This is a genomic window from Blastomonas sp., from assembly GCF_046294995.1.
Lineage (GTDB): Bacteria > Pseudomonadota > Alphaproteobacteria > Sphingomonadales > Sphingomonadaceae > Blastomonas.
Genome location: NZ_JBKBOG010000024.1, coordinates 1 through 19,686, shown reverse-complemented (window position 1 = coordinate 19,686; position 19,686 = coordinate 1). Strand labels below are relative to the sequence as shown.

Genomic DNA, 19,686 nt, shown 5'->3' with positions numbered 1-19,686 from the left:
CGGTCTGCGACGAAAGGTTTACGAGCGTAGGAATGGAGAAGAGCGAGCGCCTTGGACTGTCGGTGGCGGTTATTGCCCACATCGCGCTGTTCGGCGTGCTGTCGCTGGGCATCGCCAGCCGCAGCGAGCTGAAGATTCCCGTCAAGCCGATCGAGGTGCAGTTGACCGACGAGGTCGCGCTCGAATCGCAATCGCCCACGCCCAATGTCGAGGCAGCGACCGCGGCCGCGCCCGAAATCGCGCCCCAGGTCGAGAAGGCGGCTGCTGCACCCGAGCCTGAGCCTAGCCCCGCGCCGCCGGTCGCGCGCCCCGAGCCGCCCGCGCCCCGCGCTGTCGAACGCCCGTCGCCGCCCAAGCCCAAGGCTGCCGAACGGCCCAAGCCCGCGCCGGTGCCGACACCTGCGCGCAGCACGCCGCCGCCGCCCGCCAAGCCCCAGCCCAAGGCGGCGGAAAAGCCCAAGCCCCCTGCGCCGGCCAATACCGATGACCGTCGCCGTCCCGACCGGCCGACTCCCGCTCCGGCGCCGAAGCCTGCGCCCGCCGCGCCCGCCAAAGCCACGCCCTCGCCCGCTGCGAGCGCGCCGCGCGCACCGCGCATCGGCAGCGATTTCCTCGAAGGGGTGACCGACAAGGCATCGACCAGCCGCGCCCAGACCCCGCCCGCCGCCGCTGCAGGGCCTGCCGTGGTCGCCTCGCTGCAGCGCGAACTGCTCCGCCAGGTGAAACCGCACTGGGTGCCGCCCACCGGCGCGGACGCCGATCAGCTGCGCACCAAGGTCACGGTGCGGCTCGACGAATCGGGCAATATCGTAGGCTCGCCCAGCGCGACCACGACCGGGGTCACTGCCAGCAACCGCGCGCAGGAGGCGTTGCACAAGGAACGCGCCATCGCCGCCGTCCGCCGCGCCGCCCCGTTCAAATTCCCGCCGCAATTCTATTCCGAGTGGCAGACCATCGAACCAACATTCTATCTGGGATTGTAAACCATGCCGACCACCGTTTTTTCCGCCAAAAACCCCTCCCCGCCTATCCCGAGCGAAGTCGAGGGACGTTCACGACCCGTCGCGCATACATCCCTCGACTTCCCGGCTCTGCCGGGAAATTTATCCCGAGCGGCTGGCTTGCCATCCAGCCGAGGGGCTCGGGACTTGCGGAGGTGGGTGCTGGGGTTCACTGTCGCAGCCGTTTGCGCAACCACCCCGGCGCACGCCCAGCTGACCGTGGACGTGGACAATGCCGGCAGCGCGGACCTGATCATCGCCGTCCCCGCCCTGCCCACCCCACGCAGCGAAACCACGCTGGCGGGCAGCACCGAGGATCTGGGCAACCGGATCAGCGACGTCATCGCGTCCGACCTCGACCGGTCGGGCCTGTTCAAGCCGATCGGCCGCAATGCGGTCAAGCGGATCACCGTCGACGAGGTGACGGCGCCGACCTTCCCTTACTGGCAGGGCCGCAGCGCCGCCGCGCTGATCCAGGGCTTCGTCCGCTCGAACGGCGACGGCAAGATCACCGTGGGGTGCTATCTGTATGACGTCGCTTTGGGCAGCGAGCTGACCCGGCAGGGCTTTGTCGTCGAACCGGCCGACTGGCGCCGCGCCGCGCACAAATGCGCCGATGCGATCTATTCGCGGTTGTCGGGCGAAAGCCCGTTCTTCGACAGCCGTATCGCCTATATCGCCGAGACCGGCCCCAAGGGGAACCGCACCAAGCGGCTGGCGATAATGGATTCCGATGGCGCCAACCATCGCTTCATCACCAACGGCCAGTCGACCGCGCTGACCCCGCGCTTTTCGCCCGATTACAAGCAGATCGCGTATCTGAGCTATCTCGACGGCAACCCGCGCATCTATGTCTATGACGTCGGCACCGGACGCCAGCGGCTGGTGACGCAGAGCCGCAACCCGACCTTTGCGCCGCGCTGGTCGCCCGATGGTCGCTTCCTGCTCTATTCGATGGCGATCGGCGGCAACACCGACATCTACAAGATCCCGGTCGAGGGCGGCACCCCGATCCGGCTGACCGATGGCCCGGGCATCGATGTCGGCGGCAGCTTCTCTCCCGACGGCAGCCAGATCGTCTTCGAAAGCGATCGCGGCGGCGGCCAGCAGCTGTATGTGATGAACGCCGATGGCTCCAACCAGCGCCGGATCAGCTTTGGCGGCGGCCGCTATGCCACGCCCGAATGGAGCCCGCGCGGTGACCTTATCGCGTTTACCAAGATGCAGGGCAACTTCCGCATCGGCGTGATGAGCCCTTCGGGCGGCGGCGAGCGGCTGTTGACCAACAGCTGGCAGGACGAGGCCCCGACCTGGGCGCCCAATGGCCGCGTGATCCAGTTCTTCCGCACCGGTCGCGGCGCGGTGAGCTCCACGGTATGGCAGGTCGACCTGACCGGAGCCAACGAGCGCCGCCTGCCGACCCCGGTCGATGGATCGGATCCAGCCTGGGGACCGATCCTGCCGTGACCCGTGCGTTTCTTGCGCCACGTGACGTTTTTTGCGGCAAAGGGGTTTACCTCGTCGACAAACCGAGTCACGGTTGGTCGCATTCACGGGTTGTATTGTCGTCACGCGCCGGGTTCCTCCGGCCCGCAATAGCCATTCCCCAATGGAACATGTGCTGTACCGGACCCACCCGGTCAGCTTTGTTCCTCGCTTAAACAGAAGGAGACGCTCGATGAGAACTGTCCGTAACACGCTGATCATGGCGACCGCCGTGATTGCCCTGGGCGCGTGCGCCAAAAAGGCTCCGCCCGAGCTTCCCCCCGCGCCCGGTCCAGCCACCGATTATTCGCAGGGACAGGACAATTCGGGCGTCGGCAACGCTGTCGTCCCCGGCAGCCAGGCAGATTTCGTGGCGCGGGTCCGTTCCGACCGCATCCTGTTCGATCTGGACCGCTACAACGTCGATGCCGACGACCAGATCACCCTGCAGAGCCAGGCGCAGTGGCTGGCGCAGTATCCCAACAAGCAGGCGATCATCGAAGGCCATGCCGACGAACGCGGCACCCGCGATTACAACATCGCGCTGGGCGAGCGTCGCGCCAACGCGGCGAAGAACTATCTGGTCTCGCTCGGCGTCAGCGAGCAGCGTCTGCGCGTCGTCAGCTACGGCAAGGAGCGCCCTGCAGCGATGGGATCGGACGAAGCCTCATGGGCCCAGAACCGCCGCGCGGTGACGGTGACGATCGACTGATCGGTTAAAGCCGGTCTGCGAAATGCGAAGGGTCGGCCGAGTGCATCGGTCGGCCCTTTTTTGCGCCCTGCCCGGTCACGCCACGGCGGCGTAGAGTTCTCCTGGCAGCGCGATTGGCGGCAGCGTCTTGAACCCCGGACGCGCCAGCAGATAGCCTTGCATGTAGCGCACGCCCATCCCGCGCAGCACATCGTATTCACCCAGCGTCTCGATGCCTTCGGCAATGACGGTGATGTCGAGCGATTTAGCGATCCGCAGCACGCCTTCGACGATCATCCGCCGCGGCATGCTGGTATCGAGCCCGCGGATCAGCTCCATGTCGAGCTTGATGTAATCGGTCTGGAACGCTGCGAGCAATCCCAGCCCGGCATGCCCTGCCCCGAAATCGTCGATCGCGGTGCCGAAGCCCATCTTGCGATACGAATCGACAATATTCTTCACATGGCTGGTGTCCGCCATCTGTTCGTTTTCGGTGAATTCGAAGATCAGGCGATCGACAGGCAGGCCGGTGGCCTTGGATGTCTGCAGCGTCAGCTGGATGCAGGCGACGGGGGAATAGACCGCATTGGGCAGGAAGTTGATCGAGAGCCGCGCCGACGTGTCGAGAATGCCCGCAGCGACCGCGCCTTCGATTGCCGCTACCCGGCATTGCTGATCGAACGCATAGCGATTCTCGGGCGTGACGCGTGCGATCACATCGGCGGCGCCTTCGCCATCTTCTCCGCGCACCAGCGCCTCATAGGCAAAGGGGAGCCCGGTCTCGACATCGACAATCGGCTGGAAGGCCATCGCGATCGCAAATTGGTGCTGTGCAGTCCTGCACCCCTGACATCCTGCCGCCACGCCACTGCTCCGCTTGTCGCTAAACCACCCCCCCCTTTGGACGAGTGGTACGCACGGAATCCTAATAAGGCGTGAAACCTGTGTCCGTGCTTACCCTATTGCGACCAACCGAGCGTTGCAGTCATCGGCCTGGCTCCTGACAGAAGCTCCCTGGCTGCCACTGGCCCCCGGGGATGACGAAAGGCTGGCCCTTGGGCGCCAGGATCAGGACAAGATTGCGCCTGCCCTTGGGCGCCGCCTGCAGATGCGGACCCCCGGCCACGATATAGCTGCCCCCAGCCTCAATCACCCTGCTCCCGGTGGGGCTATCCATGCACTGTTCGCCCTCGACCACATAAAAAGCTTCCGGGCCAGGGTGCGAATGGACCCGCGTACGCATCCCCGGGGGGAAGATCGCCTCGGAAAAGTGGGCGGTTACCGTGCCATCAGGAACTTTCAACGGTCCGATCACGGCGCGCAGACCGGCGCCCTTGATCGGCTCGCCAGCAAGCCCAAGCACATACAGCCAATTGCGCCCGTGAATATGCGTGACCGCCGACCATCGATGACGACGCGCCTCCCGCTGCGCCGAAGCGATGTCGCGATACTCGTAGATCGACCAGTAAATCTCTTCGGGCGCGCCAGCCAGTTCGATCTCGTTGGTCTGGTAGCATCCGGGCGTCTCCCTGTCCGCGGGGACGGGCGCGGAGCAAAGTCCTGGAACTGGCGGAACGTCCGCCTGCAAAGCGGCTGACAGCATCAATAGCGAAAACAGCATGGCTCGCCTCCAGGTTGCAGCAGTTTGCCAATACCAAGCCTGTGTTACAACCAAGCGGTCTACATCGCTTCGGGCGTTGGCGACGGTTCGCCCGGAGGAGTCAGGCGATAGACGTGATAGGCCGCATTTGGCCCCGCCCGCAAGGGCTCGAGCCGCCAGCCCGCCTTGCGCAGATGGCCCGCAATATCGCGCCAGAAGGGGCGGTCGAGGATTATCGCGTGGGAGACCTTCGCGCGCGACGCGATCTCAGCCACTGCGCGGTTACGGTCCCGGCCTGCGGACGGCATCGTCCAGCGACGATGCGCAACGACCGAGTCCGGGGATTTGAGTCCGACCAAATCGACGAGCGCAAAATCGGTCTTCCAGCCGAAATAGCCGGCATCGTGAATCAGCACCCGGGCATCGCGCGGCAGATTGCCTCTCGACCAGATGACGAGCTGCTCCTGATCCGCGGTGACCTTCAAGCTGTCGCGATAGAAAGTCCATCCGCCAAGAAAGAAGCTGGCGATCATCAGCGCGGCGCCCACCGAAACGACGATCGCCGCCCTGCCGCGCATCATGTCGGCTCGCGCGCCAAGCGCCGCCCAACCAGCCAGCGCCAGCGGCACGCAGATGAACAGATAGCGCTGCTCGTTGTGCATCAGACCGCTGGGCAGCGACGCCGCGCTCGCCAGCAGATATACAGCGACAAAGGCCAGCAATGCCCATCCGTCGCGAATCAGGGGCAGCGCGGCCAGCCCAAGCAGCACCCAGCCCAACGGCGCGGTGGCGACCGATAGAAACACGATGAGCAACCGGTCGCGCAGCGAGAGACCACCATCGCCGAAAAACGCGACCTTGGCGCCCGCCGTCTGTGGAATAAGCTCACCCGTCGCCAGCCAGGCTAGCAGCGCCAGCAGCGCCGCCACACCGAGCGTCAACGCGGCGAGGCGCAGCAATTGCGCAGGCTGCGAGTAGAGCCTGACCATTGCGGCGATTGCCATTACGACGCTGAGCAGGGCGAGTTCGGGACGGATGAAAGGCAACACGCCGATCAGCCCTGCGAGCCATCGGCGCCGGCCCGGATTATCGGGAAACTGCGCGAGATAGACCGTCCAGGTCACTGCGGCCATGGCCAGCCCGGTCTCCAGACCGTTCATCAGTTGATACCACAGCTTGATGCCCATGAACCCGGCGATGCTGCCAAGGACGGCAATGCCCCGATGGCTGCTGACCGTCAGCAAAAGCTGATACAGACCCCCGACATAGGCCAGCGTCGCCAACATCGCCAGGCAGAGCGATGCCGCAGGCCAGTCCATCACCAGCCCCAGCGGCACCAGCAGAAGCATGTGCACCGGGCTGGTGGCACCGCTGGGCCTGCTATAGCCATAGCTGTCCACCGCGCCGGTGACGATCTGCTGGGCATTGGCGATGGTGATATAGGCATCGTCGAGCGGGAAGCGGATGGGCTGGTTTATGATCAGGGTCGCAGCGACGACGCCAGCCAGCGTGAGCGCAACCAGCGCGCCGCCGCCAGATCCCAATCGACTGATCATCGCGACCCCACCTCTTCGCCCCATGGTATCCGCCGGATGCCACGCACAATCCGTTATGCATGTCGTTGGTTCTGGGTAGCTGAGGCGATAGGGGCTGCCTAGGTCCAAATGCAAAACGGGGGCCGACATTGCTGTCGGCCCCCACTGCGCCTGCCCAAGATCATCGGGGCTTTTTTCTGCAGCCATGAAGCGGTTTCCCGCCTCTGTGTGGTCCGTCTGCTGCGCCGCGAGCGGTGGAGCTGACGTGTCCGGTTCGGCCTTGCGGTCGCGTCATGTGCATTGCTGCGCATGTCGCATCGGCCATCGACGATCCGTTTCAAGCGTCCGGCTTCGCGCGAGGCCCGGTGCCATATGGTCCGAAGACCGATGGACCCGGGTCCGCGCTCTGCCTGACACCCCATTTTCGCGCATCCGGCTCAAGTCATCCGGCCCGGCAGCACCATCCCGAAGGATCATGCGCGTTAACCGGCTGTCCTGACCCGCATTTTGCAAAGTCCGGGGCATCGCACCGGCCTGCTGCTGCATCCCGGACTTGCGTCCAGCATTTCGCTGCCTGCCGATCATCGGTGCTTCATTCGGACCTTCGGTGAACTGCCCATCCCTGCACCATCTCTGCTGCGGGGCGGCTTTTTTCCGCCTATGTCTGGCCTGTGCATAACACTGGCCGTCTCTCGCGCCTGACCTGCCATCGCTGACCGGCTTGGCGGGCGTACTCTCCGATCATCAAAACGTGAACTACATTGCTGTATTTCAATGCTTTTTCTGGTCTTCAGTCCGCTTTCCGTCTGTCCTTCCGACCTCACAAAGGTGTCACGACATCCGAGTCGCAGCCAGGGAAAACGGATGAGTTATCCACAGGCAGCGCGGGTTCGCTGTGGATAAAATGGTGGACAACAATGGATTAAGGTCGGGGGGATCGTTTGTTTCATCATGTCGTAACAAACGGAGGTTGGGGACAGCATCCGGGCGGGCGAGTCGCGCGTGACGTCCCTCGACTTCGCTCGGGAACTCGGAACCGTTACGCATTGGCGCCTCTCCCTCCCCCCGTCTGTCCCGAGCGAAGTCGAGGGACGTGCGCACCACGGTCGCTCAGCCAATCGCCCCCATCGGTACGACCGCGATCAGCACCAGGCACGCGATCACAAACGCCGTCACCCGCGTTCGCATCGTTCCATATGCTTCATCGGTCGCGCCCGCCTCGACCGCCCGGCGGTCGAGCCACAGGAGCACGCCAAAGCCGAGCGCGAACAGCAAAGCCGCCTCGTTGAACGGCACGAACCAAAGAGCAGCCCAGGTGCCCAGCACCACGACATTGCTCGCGATCAGCAGATTGGGGCTGACCTTCTGCGGCGCGACCACCTGGATTCCCCACAGCGTGCCCGCCATGAACATCAGGATGGTGAACGCCCAGTAGCAGGTGAGGTTGGCCGCATTGACATCGCCATAGCCGGTGATGTGGCACGACGCGCCCGCCAGGAACGGCAGCGCCCCTGCATAGGTCAGCACCTGCATCAGCGTGCGGTTCGTGCCCCCGGCCTGCTCCATAAGCGCGCTCAGACCCCCCGGCGACCCAGCAGACGCAGCCGCAGCGCGTTCAGCTTGATGAAGCCTTCCGCATCCTTCTGGTCATAGGCACCCGCATCGTCCTCGAACGTCACGACCTTCTCGCTGTACAGCGAGTACGGCGACTTGCGGCCGACGACCCAGGCGTTGCCCTTGTAGAGCTTGAGCCGCACGGTGCCGGTGACATGCGCCTGGCTGTGGTCGATCGCCGCCTGCAGCATCTCGCGCTCGGGGCTGAACCACAGGCCGTTGTAGATCAGTTCGGCATAGCGCGGCGCGAGCTCGTCCTTGAGGTGCGCAGCGCCGCGGTCGAGCGTCAGCTGCTCGATGCCGCGGTGCGCGATGTGATAGATCGTGCCGCCCGGCGTTTCGTACATGCCGCGCGACTTCATGCCGACGAAGCGGTTCTCGACCAGATCGAGCCGGCCGATTCCGTGGGTCTTGCCGTACGCGTTGAGCTTTTCGAGCAGGGTCGCAGGGCTCATCCCTTCGCCGTTGATCGCGACGCCATCACCGCGCTCGAAATCGATCGTAATATACTCGGGGGTGTCGGGCGCGTCCTCGGGGTGGTTGGTGCGCGAATAGACGTAATCGGGGACCTCGTCCCACGGATCTTCGAGCACCTTGCCCTCGGACGAGGTGTGCAGCATGTTGGCGTCGGTCGAAAACGGCGCTTCGCCGCGCTTGTCCTTGCTCACAGGAATCTGATGGGCTTCGGCGAACTCGATCAGCCTGGTGCGGCTGGTCAAATCCCACTCGCGCCACGGGGCGATCACCTTGACGTCGGGGTCGAGCGCGTAATAGCCCAGCTCGAAGCGCACCTGATCGTTGCCCTTGCCGGTCGCGCCATGGCTGACCGCATCGGCGCCGACCATTTTGGCAATCTCGATCTGGCGCTTGGCGATCAGCGGCCGCGCGATCGAGGTGCCCAGCAGATAGGTGCCCTCGTAGACCGCATTGGCGCGCATCATCGGGAACACGTAATCCTTGACGAACTCCTCGCGCAGATCGTCGATGAAGATGTGTTCGGGCTTCACGCCCATCATCTGCGCCTTGGCGCGCGCAGGCTCGAGCTCTTCGCCCTGGCCGAGATCGGCGGTGAAGGTCACGACTTCGCAGTTATAGGTCTGTTGCAGCCATTTGAGGATGACGCTGGTATCCAGCCCGCCCGAAAAGGCCAGAACGACGCGCTTGACCGGTTGACTCATGCTGCTTTTCCTCATGCGTGGATTTTGCGCGCGCCTAACAGGCTGCAAAGGCACGCGCAATGCCGATCACACCCATCCTGCGGTCTGCGCGCCCACCCAAAGGCCGAGCGCGGCAAACAGCAGCGCCGCGCCGATCTGCAGCGTGCGGATCGGCAGGATGCGCTCGATCTTGTGGCCCAGCAGCACGGCAGGCACATTGGCGACCATCATTCCCAGCGTCGTGCCGGCGGTGACCGCGAGCACGTTCTGGTAATGCGCGCCCATCGCTACGGTCGCGATCTGGGTCTTGTCGCCCATCTCGACGAGGAAGAACGCGATCAGCGTAGTGACGAACACCCCGGCACTGCGGGCCTTGGGGGCTGCGTCTTCATCGAGCTTGTCGGGGATCAGCGCCCACAATCCCATGCCGATGAAACCAGCGGCGATGGCATAGCGGAAGGCGGGGCTGTCGAGCAGCCCTGCGACCTGCTGACCGAGCAAGGCTGCAAGAAAATGGTTGGCGAGCGTCGCCACGAAGATGCCTGCGATGATCGGCACCGGCTTCTTGAGGCGCGCGGCGAGCAGGATCGCGAGCAGTTGCGTCTTGTCGCCCATTTCGGCGAGCGCGACCAGCGACAGCGAGGCAAGGAAAGCTTCCATCCGATAAGACTTCCGGGGCCGGGCAGAGGGCAAAACACAATGGCACCGTTCACCCCTGCCCGGCCGGACAAAAGGTTCAGGTGTCATCGGTCTTGCCGGAAGCCGGGTCTCAAAAAGATCCGGAAACCCGCGCACCATGACCTCTCGGCCAAGTGTGTTGACGCGCGGTCCGGTGCATCGCACCGGTTGGCTACTCCCCATCAGACGTGCTAGCCTTTAGGCACAGATTGCGGGGGATGCAAGATGGCGAGTGAAGCCAACAAGACCGTGGCGACCGATAGCGATGTGGCAGCATTCATCGCGGCGCTGGAGCCCGAGCGCCGGCGTGAGGAGGCCAAGGCGTTGCTGGAACTTTTCGAGCGCGTGACAGCAAAGCCCGCCAGGATGTGGGGGCCGAGCATGATCGGCTTTGGCGAATATGCTTATGCCTATCCCAGCGGACGCACCGGCACATGGGCGCGGTCCAGCTTCTCGCCGCGCAAGGGCAAGCACAGCATCTATCTGATGGCAGGCTATGACGATGAAGCGGTTGCGGCACAGCGTGACGCTCTGCTGGCGAAGCTTGGCAAGCACAAGATGGAGAAGACCTGCCTGCATGTGACGCAGCTGGCCCAGATCGACATCGATGTTCTCGAAGCGCTGATCGCGCACGACCTCGCCGAGATGAACCGGATCTACCCGCCCACATGATCACGCCCGATGATCTCTATCGCGGGCCGGTCAAGCGCAGCATCCAGATTGCCGGGCACCTGACCTCGATCAGCCTCGAGCCGTTGTTCTGGGACATGCTCAGGGCAGCGGCAGAGACACGCGCGCTGCCGCTCAACGCCCTCGTCGCGCGGATCGATGTCGAGCGCATCGAAGCGGACGATCCGCCCAACCTGGCGAGTGCGATCCGGCTGTGGCTGGTGCGCGATCTGGTGGAGCGCAATGGACACGCCGCTGGAGCGGTACAGCACTAGAGACATCGGATTTCCGCCTTTTTTTGCGCTTCCGCTACGGCATCGGCACCTCGCTCCAATTGTGACACGGTAAAATCGCGAGCGCCACAAATCGGTAATTGTTGCGACGCACAAAAGTCACTGGCGGCGAGCAATGGGCGAGCATTCACTCCAATTCGAGGATATGCTCCGATGCACTCACCTCTTCTTCGCCGCCCGCTGCGGGCGTCGCTGATTGCCCTTGCCACCGTTCTGGCGACCAGCCCCGCACTCGCGCAGGACCAGATCGATGCAAGCGCCGTGACCGATGACCTGATCATCGTCACCGCGCAGAAGCGCGAGCAGTCGATCAAGGACGTGCCGATCACCGTCTCGGCGATCAGCGGCGAGCAGATGGACAATATCGGTATCGACGAGTTCGACGAGTTGTCGGCGTTCATCCCCGGCCTCAACATCCAGGAGCAGAGCGCCAACAATCCCGGCTTCGTGATCCGCGGCATCACCTCGGATTCGGGCAGCGCGCAGGTCGCGCCGCGCGTCACCATCTATCTGAACGGCATCGACGTCTCGCGCTCGCGCGGCTCCTATTTCGACCTGTTCGACATCGACCGGATCGAGGTGGTCAAGGGACCGCAGGCAACCCTGTTCGGTACCGCAGCCACGATCGGCGCGATCTCGGTGATCACCGCCAAGCCCGAACCCGGTTTTTCCGCCGACATTCGCGGCAGCTATGGCAATTTCAACCTCTATGAAGGCCGCGCGATGATCAACGCGGGCAACGACAAGATCGCCGGCCGCATCGCTGCGTCCTACAAGAAGCGCGACGGCTATATCCGCAACATCGCCAACAATCCGGGCACCGTCTCGGCGCGCGACGTCCGCTCGGATCAGGACGACCTCAACGGCATCGACCAGCTCGCGCTGCGCGGTTCGCTGCGCATCTGGCCGACTGATAGCAGCACGATGGACTTCGTGTTCAACTATGAGCAGCAGCGCAACCCGGGCACCGCGTTCATCTCGGGTACGCTGCCGCGCAGTGGCGGCGATACCGATCCGTTCCGCGTCGGCGAAGTCGGCGGCGCACCGCGCGACCTGAGCGCTGCGATCCTTGGCCTGCCAGAGCTTGGCCTCAAGCGCGAAGTCTATGACGCTAACGTCACCTTCGAAACCGCAATGAGCGACAACTGGACGCTGACCGCAATCGGCGGCTATCGCAAGTTCGACAGCCTCGAGGTGTTCGATGCCGACGGATCGGGGCTGTTCTTCCTCGAGTTTTCCGAAGACGCCAAGGGCGAACAGTTCAGCTACGAAACCCGCTTTGCGTATAACAGCGACCGGCTGCGCGGCTTTTTCGGCTTCAACGTGTTCCACGAACAGGGCACCCAGCGCGTCCCGTTCGTGACCGATGAGGGTACCTATATCGGCTGTTCGACCGCAGGCGCACTTGCCCCGGTCCGCGCCGGACTGGCGGCTGCCCTTGGAGTACCTTCCGCCCAGAGTTGCCAGAGGCTCAACAATCCGGCGCTTCCCAACCTTGCCACCACCATCCTCACCCAGGGTGCAGCCAGCGTGCTGCCCTATTCGAGCGAGTTCACCAACGGCGGCAAGAACACCAGCTATTCGGCCTTTGCCGACATGACGTTCGATGTCACCGAGAGGCTCGAGCTGACTGCGGGCCTGCGGTATCTCTACGAGGAGCGCACCTCGACCTATAGCGCGATCGCCGGCGCCAGCAGGATCCTCGCGGGCCTCGGCATTCCCGGCGTATCGCTGCTCGGGACCGTCGATACGCGCGGCCTGACGTTCCGCGAAAGCGACAATTTCGACGCCTGGCTGCCGCGCTTCAACGCGCTCTACCGGATCAGCGATGCGGTGAACGTCTATGCCACCGTCTCGAAGGGCCGCCGTGCGCCCGTGCTCAACCTGAGCGCACGCGCTACCGCGGCGGGTCCGGTCCCGGCCTACACATTGGTCGCGCAGGAAAAGGTGTGGAACTATGAAGGCGGGATCAAGGGCGCATTCGGCGCGTTCAGCGGCTCGGTCGGTGCGTTCTACCAGGATTACTCGAACTTCCAGACCAGCTTCTTCAACGAGCAGGGACAGGTCGTTCCGGTGAATGCAGGCAACGCCGGCAACTTCGGGGTCGAGGTCGAAGGCGCGCTGCGGCTAAGCCCTAATATCCGGATGTTCGCCAACTATGCGTTTATCGATGCCAAGATCGAATCGCCCGATCCGGCGTTCCAGGACAACCGCTTCCGGCTACAGTCGAAGCACTCGGCAGCAGCGGGCATCGACGTCAACGTACCGGTGAGCGACAGCGCGGCGATCTTCTTCGTGCCGACGGTGACCTACAGCAGCCAGCAGTTCTTCGAGATCCCCAACACCCCGGCGATCAGCGAAGACGGCTATGTGCTCGCACACGCCCGCGCGGGCGTCCGTTTCAACGACGGCGCGTTCGAGATCACCGCATTTGCGCGCAACCTGTTCAACGAGAAATATCTGATCGATGCCGGCAACACCGGCGGCGCGTTCGGCACCGCGACCTTCATCGCGGGCGAGCCCCGGCTGTACGGCGTGCAGGTGGGTGCGAAGTTCTGATCTGAACCAACTGGCCTGATGAGCCCTCCCCCTTGATGGGGGAGGGTAGCGGCATTGTCGGTTTCCCCGTCCGCAGGCGGGAGGGGCAGGCGTTTAGATCCGTCGCCTGCGATCAATCGCCGCCGACGCGCTCGATATCGGCGCCGACCGCCTGGAGCTTCTCTTCGAGCCGTTCATAGCCGCGATCGAGGTGATAGATCCGGCTGACCTCGGTCTCACCTTCGGCGGCGAGGCCAGCGATGATCAGGCTCATCGAGGCGCGCAGGTCGGTCGCCATCACCGGCGCGCCGACCATCCGCTCGACCCCATGGACCACCGCGGTGCGGCCCTTGACCTCGATATGCGCGCCCATGCGGTTGAGCTCGGGCACGTGCATGTAGCGGTTCTCGAAGATCGTCTCGGTCAGCACGCTGGCGCCCTGCGCCATGCAGAGCATCGCCATGAACTGGGCCTGCATGTCGGTGGCAAAGCCCGGGAAAGGTGCGGTCGAAAGCGTCACCGCCTGCAATTTGCCATTGGGCCTCACCGCGATGCCATCGGCGATCTCCTCGACATGCACCCCTGCCTGGCGCAATGCGGCGACGGTCGCCTCCATCTCGTCAAGACGTGCGCCGATCAGGTCGAGCGCGCTGCCGGTGATCGCGGCGGCGCAGGCATAGCTGCCCGCCTCGATCCGGTCGGCCATCACGCGGTAGGTCGCGCCGTGCAGCCGGTCCTTGCCGTGGATGACGAGGGTGGAGCCGCCGATCCCCTCGATCACCGCGCCCATCGCCACCAGCAGGTTGCACAGGTCTACGATCTCGGGCTCGCGCGCGGCATTGCGCAGAGTCGATGTCCCCTTGCACAGCACAGCGGTCATCAGCGCATTCTCAGTCGCGCCGACCGACACTACGGGAAATCCGAAATCGCCGCCGGGCAGCCCGCCCTTGGGCGCACGCGCGGTGACATAGCCCGCGGTGATCTCGATCTCCGCGCCCAGTGCCTCGAGCGCCTTCAAGTGCAGGTCGATCGGGCGGTTGCCGATCGCACAGCCGCCGGGCAGCGACACCGTCGCCTCGCCCGCGCGCGCAAGCAGCGGGCCCAGCACCAGGATCGAAGCGCGCATCTTGCGCACGATGTCATAAGGCGCGACGGTCGCGGTGACGCGGCCTGCGCGCAATGTCATCACCCGGCCGAAATCCTCGGGCCGCGCGCCCTCGATCATCGTCGAGACGCCAAGCTGGTTGAGCAGGTGGCCGAAGCTGTCGACATCGGCGAGACGCGGCAGGTTGCGCAGCGTCAGCGGCTCGTCGGTGAGCAGCGCGCAGGGCAACAGCGTCAGCGCGCTGTTCTTGGCTCCGGAGATGGGAATACGGCCCGAAAGCGACTTGCCGCCGCGAATGATGATCTTGTCCATCGCCGCTGTTTAACGCTTGCGCCAGTCGGTGCAAGAGGGGCGCAGCGCCTGAACCGTCAAACCTTCTCGAGCGTGCACTGCAGCGGGTGCTGATGTTCGCGCGCGAAGTCCATCACCTGGTTGACCTTGGTTTCGGCAACTTCGTAGGTGAAGATGCCGCAGACGCCGACGCCCTTCTGGTGGACGTGGAGCATCACCCGGGTCGCCTCGTCCATGTTCATGCCGAAGAAACGCTTGAGCACCAGCACGACGAATTCCATCGGCGTGTAATCGTCGTTGAGCATCAGCACCTTGTACTGGCTCGGTTTTTTGGACTTGGCGCGGGTCTTGACCGCGATGCCGATATCGGGCGGGCCATCGTCATTCCCGTCCTCGCGATCCGGACCGGCATGCACGGCAATTCTGCCACCCCGCACTGAAAGAGGCTTGGCCGCCGCATATGGCGCAGGAGTGGGTGCTTCAGGGTGCATAGATGATTGCGAATATCGTATTTCGCTTGTCGCAGGCAAGGGGTCGCATGCAAATTGAGGCGATGCTGCGGCTCATATCGACCCACGTTCCGCGCACGCCATCGCTGGCTATGGCATTTTGCGCGCTGTTCCGTTAGGGGCGGCTCCATGCATTTTCTCGATCAAGCCAAGATTTTCATCCGTTCGGGTACCGGCGGACAGGGCGCGGTGTCCTTTCGCCGCGAAAAGTACGTCGAATATGGCGGACCGGACGGCGGCAATGGCGGCAAGGGCGGCGACATCATTTTCGAAGCCGTCAGCGGCCTCAACACGCTGATCGATTTTCGCTACACCCAGCACTTCAAGGCCAAGCGCGGCACCGGCGGAATGGGCCGCAACCGCACCGGCGCGGGCGGCGACGACCTTGTCATCAAGGTCCCCGTCGGCACCCAGGTGCTGAGCGAAGACAAGGAAGAGGTGCTCGCCGACTTCACCCATGCCGGCCAGCGCATCACGCTGCTGCGTGGCGGCGATGGCGGACGCGGCAATCTGAGCTACAAGACCAGCACCAACCGCACCCCGCGCCAGCACGGCCCCGGCTGGCCCGGCGCTGAAATGTACGTCTGGCTGAGACTCAAGCTGATGGCGGACGCGGGCCTGGTCGGTCTGCCCAATGCGGGCAAGTCGACCTTCATCAATCAGGTGACCAACACCCATGCCAAGGTCGGCGACTATCCGTTCACCACGCTGCGCCCGCAGCTGGGCGTCGTCCAGCACAAGAACCGCGAGTTCGTGCTCGCCGACATCCCCGGCCTGATCGAAGGCGCGGCCGAAGGTGCGGGCATCGGCGACCGGTTCCTGGGTCACATCGAACGCTGCCAGGTGCTGATCCATCTGATCGACGCCAATGGCGACGATCCGCTCGAGGCGATGCGCATCGTCGATGGCGAGCTGACCAATTACGGTGCCGGGCTCGACGAAAAGCCCCGCCTGGTCGCGCTCAACAAGGGCGATCTGCTCGACGACGAGCTGATGCAGCATTTCTCCGACGAGGTGCTCGCTGCAGGAGCCGAGCGCGTGTTCCCGATATCCGCCGCCACCGGTGCGGGCATCGAGGCGCTGTTCGACGCGCTGCTCGAATACCTGCCGCGCGACACCGCGACCGAAAAGCCCGAAGGGGTCGATCCGAATGCCGACAACGAGCCGGGGGTCTGGTCTCCGGTTTGAGGGTGTCGCGCCCCGCCCCCGCCTGTCCCGACCGATGTGGTGGTACGTTTGCGCCTACGGTTGCGCGATCTTCCCGCTACTTTGCGCGGGAACTCGGGAAAGTTGCTTTGTAGACGCGCTGGATTCCGGCTTTCGCCGGAAAACGGGATTTGAACGATGACCCACTCCCCTTCCCCCGCCGCCACGCTGTCCGCCGCCGCCTGTACGGTCCTGGTGGTCAAGGTCGGCTCGGCGCTGCTGGTCGCACCCGATGGCACGGTGCGGCGCGAGTGGCTGGCGTCCCTGGTGGACGACATCGCCGCCAGGATCGCAGCGGGCCAGCGGATCGTCATCGTCTCCTCGGGCGCGATCGCGTTGGGTGCGCGGCGACTGGGGCTGCCCAAGGGCGGCCGCGCCAGCCTTGAAGACGCGCAAGCCTCCGCCGCGACCGGCCAGATTGCACTGAGCCAATGCTGGGCCGAACTGCTGGGCAACCACGACATCACCGCCGCGCAGATGCTGGTCACGCTCGACGATCTGGAAGATCGCAGGCGATTCCTCAACGCGTCGGCGACCTTGCGCCGCCTGATCGCGCTGGGCGTGGTGCCGGTGATCAACGAGAACGATTCGGTTGCGACCGAGGAGATCCGCTTCGGCGACAACGACAGGCTGGCCGCACGCATCGCGCAGGCGGCGGGCGCGGGCGGCGTGGTGTTGCTGTCGGACGTTGATGGGCTCTATACCGCGAACCCCAAGAACGACCCCGAGGCAAAGCTGGTCGAGAGCGTCGCGCGGATCGATGCGCGGATCCGGAGCATGGCCGATGGCGGGTCCGCATCGGGCATGGGATCGGGGGGAATGCTCTCCAAGCTCGAAGCCGCAAGGATCGCGACCAGAGCGGGTGCGCACCTTGCCATCGCCAACGGCACGCTGGCGAACCCTCTCGCCCGGCTCGCGGCTGGCGGACGCGGCACGGTGTTCACCGCAGGCCCGCAGGGCAAGGGCCGCAAATTGTGGCTCGCCGGGCGCATGACCGCGCGCGGACGGATCACGGTCGATCCGGGCGCAGAGGCCGCGTTGGTCAAGGGATCGAGCCTGCTGGCAGCCGGAGCCACCGTGATCGACGGCAAGTTCGTGCGCGGCGATGTGGTCGAGATCGTCAATGCTGGCGGCGAGGCGGTTGCGCGCGGCCTGGCCGAATACGATGCTTCCGACATGGCGAAGATCATCGGCCTGCGCAGCGATGCGATCGCCGAGGTGCTGGGTTACGCGCCGCGCAGTTCGCTGGTCCACCGCGACCAGATGGTGCTGCTGTGAGCGTGATCGCGATGACCGGCGGCACCGGCTTTGTCGGCGGTGCGAGCATTACTGAAGCTCTCGCAAACGGCCATCAGGTCCGCGCGCTGACCCGCAGACCACAGCCTCAACGCGACGGCGTGACCTGGGTGGCGGGCGCGCTGGACGATGCCGACAGCCTTGCAACGCTTTGCACCGGCGCCGATTGCGTGCTGCACATCGCCGGCGTGGTCAACGCGCCCGACCGCGCGGGCTTTGTCGCGGGCAACATCACCGGCACCGAGAACATGCTGGCGGCGGCGAAATCGGCGGACGTCGCACGCTTCATCCATGTTTCCTCCCTGGCGGCGCGCGAACCTGACCTGTCCAACTATTGCTGGTCCAAGGCGCAGGCCGAAGCGCGCGTCGTTTCATCCGGGCTGAACTGGCAGATGGTGCGACCGCCTGCGGTGTATGGCCCGGGCGATACCGAGATGCTCGACCTGTTCCGCATGGCGGCGCGCGGCGTGGTGATGCTGCCGCCGGGCGGGCGGATGTCGGTGGTGCATGTCGCCGATCTCGCCGCGCTGCTGGTGCGGCTGGCGGGCGGTGCGGGTGATACCGGCGCGATCTACGAGGTCGACGACGGTAGCCCACGCGGCTGGAGCCACAAGGATTTCGCCGATGCGCTGGGCGATGCGGTGGGGCGCAAGGTGCGCGCGATCAGCACGCCGAAGCTCGCGCTGCATCTGGCCGCGCAAGGCGACCGGCTGTTGCGCGGCAAGGCGGCGAAGCTGACCCCGGACCGCGCGCGCTACATCGCGCACAGCGACTGGACGTCCGATCCCGAAAAACGCCCGCCCTCGCAGCTGTGGCAGCCGGACATCGCAACACGACAGGGACTGGCAGACACCGCGCGCTGGTATCGCGCAAAGGGTTGGCTCAAATAAGCGGCTGGCTCAAATAAGCGAGCGCCCCAGCGCCAGCTCGACCAGGAACAAAGCGAAGGTCAGCGACAGGCCGATCAGGAAGATGCGGTAGGCATGGCCGAGATAACGGTATTTCTTGTGCTGCAGCACCATGCCGTTCTGGTGGACATCGCGCAGCATGGTGCGGAAGATCGTCTCGTCGGTGTGCAGCTGGTCGATCACCAGATCGGCGAAATCGTCCTCCGCCATCGCAGAGAAATTGCCGAAGAACATGAAGTTGGTCGATCCGGGCGGGACGTCGGTCTTGGCCGAAGGCGTGCCGCGCACCGAAGGCAGGATCGCGAACACCGCGCACATCGCCGACAGGAATGCGAACAGCGCGAGCACGATGAGCGGCAGCGTGAAGTTGCCGCTGCGCGCCTGCCCCACCGAAATGGTGAACACCACAAACGTCGCGCCCATCAGGATGCTCGCCTTCTGGTCGGCCATCTGGCTCAACGCGAGGTTGGTCTGCACCGATGTGCGGATCAGGTGGATGGCGTGCGGCGAGAAGGTGTGCGGCGTTTGCGGCCACGGGCTCGGGATGGCCTTAAGCGGCACTTCGACTCGGTTTTCTATGGCACCCTCTCCCATGACAGATTGATGACACAGCAGCACTGCGCTTGACAAGCAGCACCGCACTGCCCTTCTGGCTGCAACAAGCTGCCGCGATGTTGCCGCATTCCCCCGGCAAGGCGGACCATGAACAGATGAAAGACACGCATGACCGACACTGCCACTTATGACCGTATCGCCGCGCAGATCGAGCCCTTCAACAAGAAGGGCGTCGACCTGACCGACAGCACCACCTTTGCCGGAGATCTGGAGTGGGACAGCCTGACGGTGATGGATTTCGTCGCGGCGATCGAGGATGAATTCGACATCATCATCACCATGAACATGCAGGCCGAGATCGAAACCGTCGGCCAATTGGTCGCTGCGGTGGAAAAACTCACCGCCTGACCCCATCTGCACCTCCTGCCTCGTCCTATTCCGGCCGTCCCCATCAGAGAATGACCCCATGACCGACCTGTTTTCCAAGTTCGACGCCCTGATCGGCGAGCGCGAGGCTTTGCTCTCGCACGGCGTGCGCGATCCCTATGCGCTGGT

The 19,686-nt window shown here is 64.6% G+C and carries 19 protein-coding genes and 1 riboswitch; of the genes, 10 read left to right on the top strand and 9 right to left on the bottom strand.

All coding sequences use genetic code 11. The features are described 5' to 3' along the window. The first annotated feature begins 62 nt into the window (after positions 1 to 62). The 3 genes from ACK4R0_RS16565 (at position 63) to pal (ending at position 3,198) form a co-directional block, all read left to right on the top strand. The gene (locus tag ACK4R0_RS16565; protein WP_409676618.1) at positions 63 to 983 is read left to right on the top strand and encodes a cell envelope biogenesis protein TolA; all 921 of its coding nucleotides are present in this window, start codon (positions 63 to 65) and stop codon (positions 981 to 983) included. Positions 984 to 1,160: 177 nt separating this feature from the next. After that, a complete protein-coding gene (gene tolB, locus ACK4R0_RS16560) occupies positions 1,161 to 2,468 on the top strand; it encodes a Tol-Pal system beta propeller repeat protein TolB (protein WP_409676615.1) in 1,308 nt (435 codons plus the stop codon). A 211-nt stretch (positions 2,469 to 2,679) separates the two neighbouring features. Further along, positions 2,680 to 3,198 carry a peptidoglycan-associated lipoprotein Pal gene (gene pal / locus ACK4R0_RS16555; protein ID WP_409676612.1) on the top strand — a complete coding sequence of 173 codons (519 nt, stop codon included), beginning with the start codon at positions 2,680 to 2,682 and terminating at the stop codon, positions 3,196 to 3,198. Positions 3,199 to 3,273: 75 nt separating this feature from the next. On the opposite strand, the gene ACK4R0_RS16550 is transcribed toward pal, so the two are convergent. From ACK4R0_RS16550 to ACK4R0_RS16525, 6 genes are all read right to left on the bottom strand, one after another. Continuing rightward, positions 3,274 to 4,041 (bottom strand): EAL domain-containing protein, encoded by a 768-nt coding sequence (locus ACK4R0_RS16550; protein WP_409676609.1) that lies wholly within the window; start codon positions 4,039 to 4,041, stop codon positions 3,274 to 3,276. A gap of 121 nt (positions 4,042 to 4,162) precedes the next feature. After that, a complete protein-coding gene (locus tag ACK4R0_RS16545; protein WP_409676606.1) occupies positions 4,163 to 4,783 on the bottom strand; it encodes a cupin domain-containing protein in 621 nt (206 codons plus the stop codon). 74 nt (positions 4,784 to 4,857) lie between these two features. Further along, positions 4,858 to 6,333, bottom strand: a complete 1,476-nt coding sequence (locus ACK4R0_RS16540; protein ID WP_409676603.1) for a hypothetical protein — start codon at positions 6,331 to 6,333, stop codon at positions 4,858 to 4,860. A 1,089-nt stretch (positions 6,334 to 7,422) separates the two neighbouring features. Next, complete coding sequence (locus tag ACK4R0_RS16535) at positions 7,423 to 7,878, bottom strand: DUF3429 domain-containing protein (RefSeq protein ID WP_409676600.1); 456 nt, start codon at positions 7,876 to 7,878, stop codon at positions 7,423 to 7,425. 8 nt (positions 7,879 to 7,886) lie between these two features. Beyond that, positions 7,887 to 9,104 (bottom strand): argininosuccinate synthase, encoded by a 1,218-nt coding sequence (locus ACK4R0_RS16530; protein ID WP_409676597.1) that lies wholly within the window; start codon positions 9,102 to 9,104, stop codon positions 7,887 to 7,889. A 66-nt stretch (positions 9,105 to 9,170) separates the two neighbouring features. Then, positions 9,171 to 9,743, bottom strand: a complete 573-nt coding sequence (locus ACK4R0_RS16525; protein ID WP_409676594.1) for a TMEM165/GDT1 family protein — start codon at positions 9,741 to 9,743, stop codon at positions 9,171 to 9,173. Between the two features lie 8 nt (positions 9,744 to 9,751). Next, positions 9,752 to 9,943, bottom strand: a riboswitch (yybP-ykoY riboswitch). Positions 9,944 to 9,986: 43 nt separating this feature from the next. Here ACK4R0_RS16525 and ACK4R0_RS16520 point away from each other — a divergent pair. The 3 genes from ACK4R0_RS16520 (at position 9,987) to ACK4R0_RS16510 (ending at position 13,282) form a co-directional block, all read left to right on the top strand. Next, positions 9,987 to 10,433 carry a DUF1801 domain-containing protein gene (locus ACK4R0_RS16520; protein ID WP_409676590.1) on the top strand — a complete coding sequence of 149 codons (447 nt, stop codon included), beginning with the start codon at positions 9,987 to 9,989 and terminating at the stop codon, positions 10,431 to 10,433. Beyond that, positions 10,430 to 10,705 carry a ribbon-helix-helix domain-containing protein gene (locus tag ACK4R0_RS16515; protein ID WP_409676587.1) on the top strand — a complete coding sequence of 92 codons (276 nt, stop codon included), beginning with the start codon at positions 10,430 to 10,432 and terminating at the stop codon, positions 10,703 to 10,705. Before ACK4R0_RS16520 ends, ACK4R0_RS16515 begins: the two co-directional genes overlap by 4 nt. 171 nt (positions 10,706 to 10,876) lie before the next feature. Beyond that, positions 10,877 to 13,282 carry a TonB-dependent receptor gene (locus ACK4R0_RS16510; RefSeq protein WP_409676584.1) on the top strand — a complete coding sequence of 802 codons (2,406 nt, stop codon included), beginning with the start codon at positions 10,877 to 10,879 and terminating at the stop codon, positions 13,280 to 13,282. 112 nt (positions 13,283 to 13,394) lie between these two features. Here ACK4R0_RS16510 and murA read toward each other — a convergent pair whose 3' ends face one another. Both murA and clpS read right to left on the bottom strand, forming a co-directional pair. After that, on the bottom strand, positions 13,395 to 14,678 hold the full coding sequence (murA, locus tag ACK4R0_RS16505; RefSeq protein ID WP_409676581.1) for a UDP-N-acetylglucosamine 1-carboxyvinyltransferase: 1,284 nt from the start codon (positions 14,676 to 14,678) through the stop codon (positions 13,395 to 13,397). A 56-nt stretch (positions 14,679 to 14,734) separates the two neighbouring features. Beyond that, the gene (gene clpS, locus ACK4R0_RS16500) at positions 14,735 to 15,148 is read right to left on the bottom strand and encodes an ATP-dependent Clp protease adapter ClpS (RefSeq protein ID WP_409676578.1); all 414 of its coding nucleotides are present in this window, start codon (positions 15,146 to 15,148) and stop codon (positions 14,735 to 14,737) included. 147 nt (positions 15,149 to 15,295) lie between these two features. On the opposite strand from clpS, the gene obgE reads away from it, so the two are divergent. The 3 genes from obgE (at position 15,296) to ACK4R0_RS16485 (ending at position 18,558) form a co-directional block, all read left to right on the top strand. Next, positions 15,296 to 16,354 (top strand): GTPase ObgE, encoded by a 1,059-nt coding sequence (gene obgE / locus ACK4R0_RS16495; RefSeq protein ID WP_409676575.1) that lies wholly within the window; start codon positions 15,296 to 15,298, stop codon positions 16,352 to 16,354. A gap of 156 nt (positions 16,355 to 16,510) precedes the next feature. After that, the gene (proB, locus tag ACK4R0_RS16490; protein ID WP_409676572.1) at positions 16,511 to 17,650 is read left to right on the top strand and encodes a glutamate 5-kinase; all 1,140 of its coding nucleotides are present in this window, start codon (positions 16,511 to 16,513) and stop codon (positions 17,648 to 17,650) included. Beyond that, positions 17,647 to 18,558 (top strand): NAD-dependent epimerase/dehydratase family protein, encoded by a 912-nt coding sequence (locus ACK4R0_RS16485; RefSeq protein WP_409676569.1) that lies wholly within the window; start codon positions 17,647 to 17,649, stop codon positions 18,556 to 18,558. The genes proB and ACK4R0_RS16485 overlap by 4 nt, the downstream gene beginning before the upstream one ends. Before the next feature lie 9 nt (positions 18,559 to 18,567). Here ACK4R0_RS16485 and ACK4R0_RS16480 read toward each other — a convergent pair whose 3' ends face one another. Continuing rightward, positions 18,568 to 19,137: a Pycsar system effector family protein gene (locus ACK4R0_RS16480; RefSeq protein WP_409676566.1), complete on the bottom strand. Its 570-nt coding sequence runs from the start codon at positions 19,135 to 19,137 to the stop codon at positions 18,568 to 18,570. A gap of 162 nt (positions 19,138 to 19,299) precedes the next feature. On the opposite strand from ACK4R0_RS16480, the gene ACK4R0_RS16475 reads away from it, so the two are divergent. Continuing rightward, positions 19,300 to 19,539, top strand: a complete 240-nt coding sequence (locus ACK4R0_RS16475) for an acyl carrier protein (RefSeq protein ID WP_409676563.1) — start codon at positions 19,300 to 19,302, stop codon at positions 19,537 to 19,539. Positions 19,540 to 19,686 lie beyond the last annotated feature (147 nt).